Here is a 3,793-nt window from a genome sequence, read left to right on the forward strand (position 1 = left end):
CGAGCGCGGTCTCGTCGAGATCGCGATGTGCGAGCAGGTGATCGGCGAGCCGCTCGAGCAGATCGCGGTGGGGGGCGAGGAGCGCGCGGGCCCGGTGTTCGAACTGCTCCAGCTTCACCCGCAGCCGGGTGCAGTCATCGTCCGAGAGCCGCTGCATATCCGGCTCTCCAAGCCACGCATTGCCGTTGGTACCAAGGCCGAATTCCCGATCGAACTGCAACTGCAACGCAGAGGCCTGCGCAAGATCACTGTCCGCGCTGCCCCCCGCACCGGCACTGATCGAGCCGAGGATGAGGCGTTCGGCGGCGGGGCCCGCCAATAGGATCGTCAGCTCATTCTCGAACTCGGGCACAGTGCCTTCATGAATGGCCGAGGCTCGGGAGGTGGAGCCCCCATCCCGGGAAAGCTGCATCCGGCGCACCGGCACCGCCCCGAGCAAACTGGCCACAATAGCGTGGCCGCATTCATGGACCGCGATGCGGCGGCCAGGGGCAGCCCGCCCGGGCTCTGCGGCCGGCAGCGTGGTCCTCAGCGCCCGGGCCGTGAGCTGGCCTCCGGCCCGGCGCGCGGCGGCCTTGGCCGCGCGCAGCCGCGCATCGATTGCCGCCGGGGTCTGTCCAGACAAGGCAAGGGCCAGCGCCGCGAGATCGTCGGCGCGCTCCTCGGGCAGCGCGCGCTGCAGCATGTGGCGGATCTGCGCCTGCGTCGGCAGCGGCAGCGACAGATGCAGATCAAACCGGCCCGGGCGCAGAATGGCCGGGTCAAGCGCCTCTGGATGGTTGGTGGCGGCGATCAGGATCACGCCCTCGGCGCGGGTGAGTTGATCGATCTCGGTGAGCAGCGCGTCGATGACATTGGCGCGGTAGTTTGCGTTATGCCGGTCCTCGCCCTGGCGCGAGCCGGCCGCATCGATCTCGTCGATGAACAGCACCGAGGGCTTCTGGCGGACCGCTTGGGCAAAGGAGCGGCGCATCTCGCGCAGCATGTCGCCAAGATGCCCCGCGCTCTGCCAGTTGCCCAGCGTGGCCTCGATGAGGGGCACGCCCGCCGTTACCGCGATGGCGCGCGCGAGAACGGACTTGCCGGTGCCGGGCGCGCCGGTGAGCAAGACCGAATGGGGCAGGTCGCTCCAGCGCGCGGCGCCGCGCTTCCACGCGGCCAGGTCGGACACGATGTCGGCCGCGGCCCGATGGGCCGGGCTGTCGCCGCCGATCTCTTCAAGCGTCATGTCGGAAGATGCATTGGCCATGGGCGCCAGAAGCGCCGCCAGCTTGCGCGCCGCAGCGGGCGCGTTCGGTTCGCGCAAGGCGGACATCAGGCTCGGCATATCCATGGTCGCGAGGGCGTCGTTCTCCGGCAAAAGCGGGGTGATCAGCGTGCGATCAACCTTACCTGTGGCGGAATGCGTTTGCCCGAGCAGCCGGAGCATGATCTCCCGGTCAATGGGCGGCAACTGCAGGGCAGGCGGCAGTACGCGCCGGAGATTGGCCGGAAGCGATGCCGTATCAGGAAGCAGGATCATCAGCGGATGCGGCCGTGCCAAGGCTGCGAGGATCTCGTGTTCGAGCTTCGCGATCGCGGGCTCAGTGATCTTGTTGCTGCCGGTCTGCATCGGGCGCAGCAGCTGGAGCACAGTTGTTTCCCCGGTGCGCGGGGCGCGCGTTTGCGATGTCCAGCCGTCCGGCAGGAAAAGGCGGCCGATCGCGGTGGCCGCGCCGGAGATCTGGATGGGCTCGAAACCCGTGATGACAGTGCAGGCGCGTTGATCGAGCGCGGCGCCGAACCGCTTTTGGCTGCCAAAAGTCGCCGCCAGACGCAACGCCATCAGGATTTGGTCCGGAGCGATGACAACCTTTGGCCGATCCGAGCCGCGATCATCCATGGCATAACCATCGATACCGGCGGCCCGCAGGTCTTCAATGTCGCGCGAGTCCTGGTGCTGGCTGTGTTCCAGCGCATCCAGCAGCTCGACGGCGGAAGGCGTCCTTCTGCTCCGTGGCGCGATCGTGTCGCCATCCATGTCGATGTCCGGATCGAAAGTGCTGTCATCTTCCGCTTCGCGCAGGCGGCGCAGGATGGTGCGTGCATAGGGGCCCCAAGGGGCGGCTGTGGTCTTCGGCATGTCGCGTTGCTCCATGACAAGAGGAAAGGGTCGGCTGACGCCGGTTCATTCCGGGAAAAGGGGGGGAGGATCAGTCCGGATCGGAGCAGCCGGTGTCGAGCTCGTCCAGCAGCTTCAGGATCACGGGCTGCAGCCCTGCCGCGTAGATCTCCGACTTCACGCGCAGCCAGGGGCGGTACTGGTCTGGTGGAATGACGCTGTCCCGATGGTCGCGCCTGAGCGCGGCATGCATCTTCTTCTCCAGGGATTGTGCGGTGTGGCCGTTGCGGATCGGGACGCTGCGCAGGATCTGTCCGGAAAGATCGGGGCTTCGCTTCAGCTGCCAGTGCAGCCGGCTGTCCGGGTTCCGGGAAAACCCGAGCTTCACCAGCGGCGCCAGTCCCGGAAGCGTGAAGCGCATGCAGTAGATGAAGCTCGGCGCCGTGGACCAGCCTTCGCCGCAGTTGGCGCAGTTGAAGCGACCGGACTGCATGTTGGCGCGCGCGATCGTCTGCTCGTGGCCGCAGGCGTGACGATAGCGCCGGTAACCCGGTCCCTTCGTCGGGGCGGGGCCGATCAGCGACCAGCCCCGGGCTCTCGCCTCGGCCTCTTCCTTCTCGTGCTGGCACGCTTCGCAGCGATGCTCGCACTCTCCCGCGGCGATCCGTTTGACCAGTTCGAACTGACGCCGGAGCTTGTGCCCGCAGGGGGCCTGGTAAAAGCCGTAATGCCGGTCATCCGGATCGCGCCCGAGCCAGATGAGGCCTGCCGCTTCCGCGTCTTTGCGCCAGCGCGCGTCCATGCAATGCGGGCAGAGCGGCTGGCTCGTCATCAGGACATGGAGCTTGCTGCGGTGCGCGCCGCCGCAGCTGTTGCACCTCAGCATCAGATGATAGCGGTCATCGACGCGGGCCGTGATCTCGAAGCCTTTGGCCTCGGCGGTTGCCTGCCAGTGCTCATGGATCGGCAAGCCGACCGGAACGGGGTGGTCGTGAGTGCTGTCGGGGAAGAAGTGCAGATCTGTGTTCATATCGGAGACCTCCGGGAAAAGCAGGGGCTTGCCGCTGCCATCAAGACGGTGGGCATTGGGCGGCTGAAAAGATGATCGGGCAAGCAGCCACGGCCTCGCGCTGGAAAGCGAGAGGGCATGGTTACGTCAGGAAGGCGGGATCAATGCGCGCAGGTCGCGATCAGCGCATCCGGCTCGGCGTCGCTGCGCACAGCCCACGAAATCTCGGCAGGATCGCGGAACTCGCCGAGTTCGGCCATAGCGTCTAGCAACTCGTGGCACCGGTTCAGCATGTGTCGGGCGCGAGCCAGAGTAGGCGTAGTTCCGGGGCAGGAAAACAGGTCCGCATGGAGGTCGAGCGCGCGGTGGAGCGTCGTGAACCTCTCGGATGTCTCGCTTTCGATCAGCGCTCGTGTCAGCAGGGCCAAACGTTGGAGAGGTCGGTCTTCGGGGCGACAGATCGCGGCGCGAATGATGTCGCCGCAAAGCAAGAGCGTCTTGCGCCGGGCCGCTTCCGCGTCGCGTGCCCAGTTCATGAAGGCGGGGTCGAAACAGTCTACATGTTCAAGATCGCGCTCGCACTCGATGTAGGTCGTGTTGACAAAAGGGATTCCGCTCGTGCGTAGGGCATGATTCAAGCTGGCATCTGCGATGGAGACCAGCTTGGCACGAGATCTTATGTC

Annotated in this window: 3 protein-coding genes; all 3 read right to left on the reverse strand. The window is 66.3% G+C overall.

All coding sequences use genetic code 11. The features are described from left to right. Positions 1–2,122: AAA family ATPase (locus EV657_RS21195; RefSeq protein ID WP_166673767.1), on the reverse strand; the 2,122-nt coding region annotated here is incomplete at its 3' end. Between the two features lie 70 nt (positions 2,123–2,192). Continuing rightward, positions 2,193–3,131: a GIY-YIG nuclease family protein gene (locus EV657_RS21200; protein ID WP_243837780.1), complete on the reverse strand. Its 939-nt coding sequence runs from the start codon at positions 3,129–3,131 to the stop codon at positions 2,193–2,195. 140 nt (positions 3,132–3,271) lie between these two features. Further along, a partial coding sequence (locus tag EV657_RS21805) for a hypothetical protein (protein ID WP_166673768.1) occupies positions 3,272–3,793 on the reverse strand: 522 nt, incomplete at its 5' end.

The sequence above is a fragment of the Rhodovulum visakhapatnamense genome (genome assembly GCF_004365965.1).
Classification (GTDB): domain Bacteria; phylum Pseudomonadota; class Alphaproteobacteria; order Rhodobacterales; family Rhodobacteraceae; genus Rhodovulum; species Rhodovulum visakhapatnamense.

Bases quoted from the DNA above. Each gene is read 5' to 3' on its own strand.
- EV657_RS21200 (WP_243837780.1), bottom strand. From the start codon at position 3,131: ATGAACACAGATCTGCACTTCTTCCCCGACAGCACTCACGACCACCCC.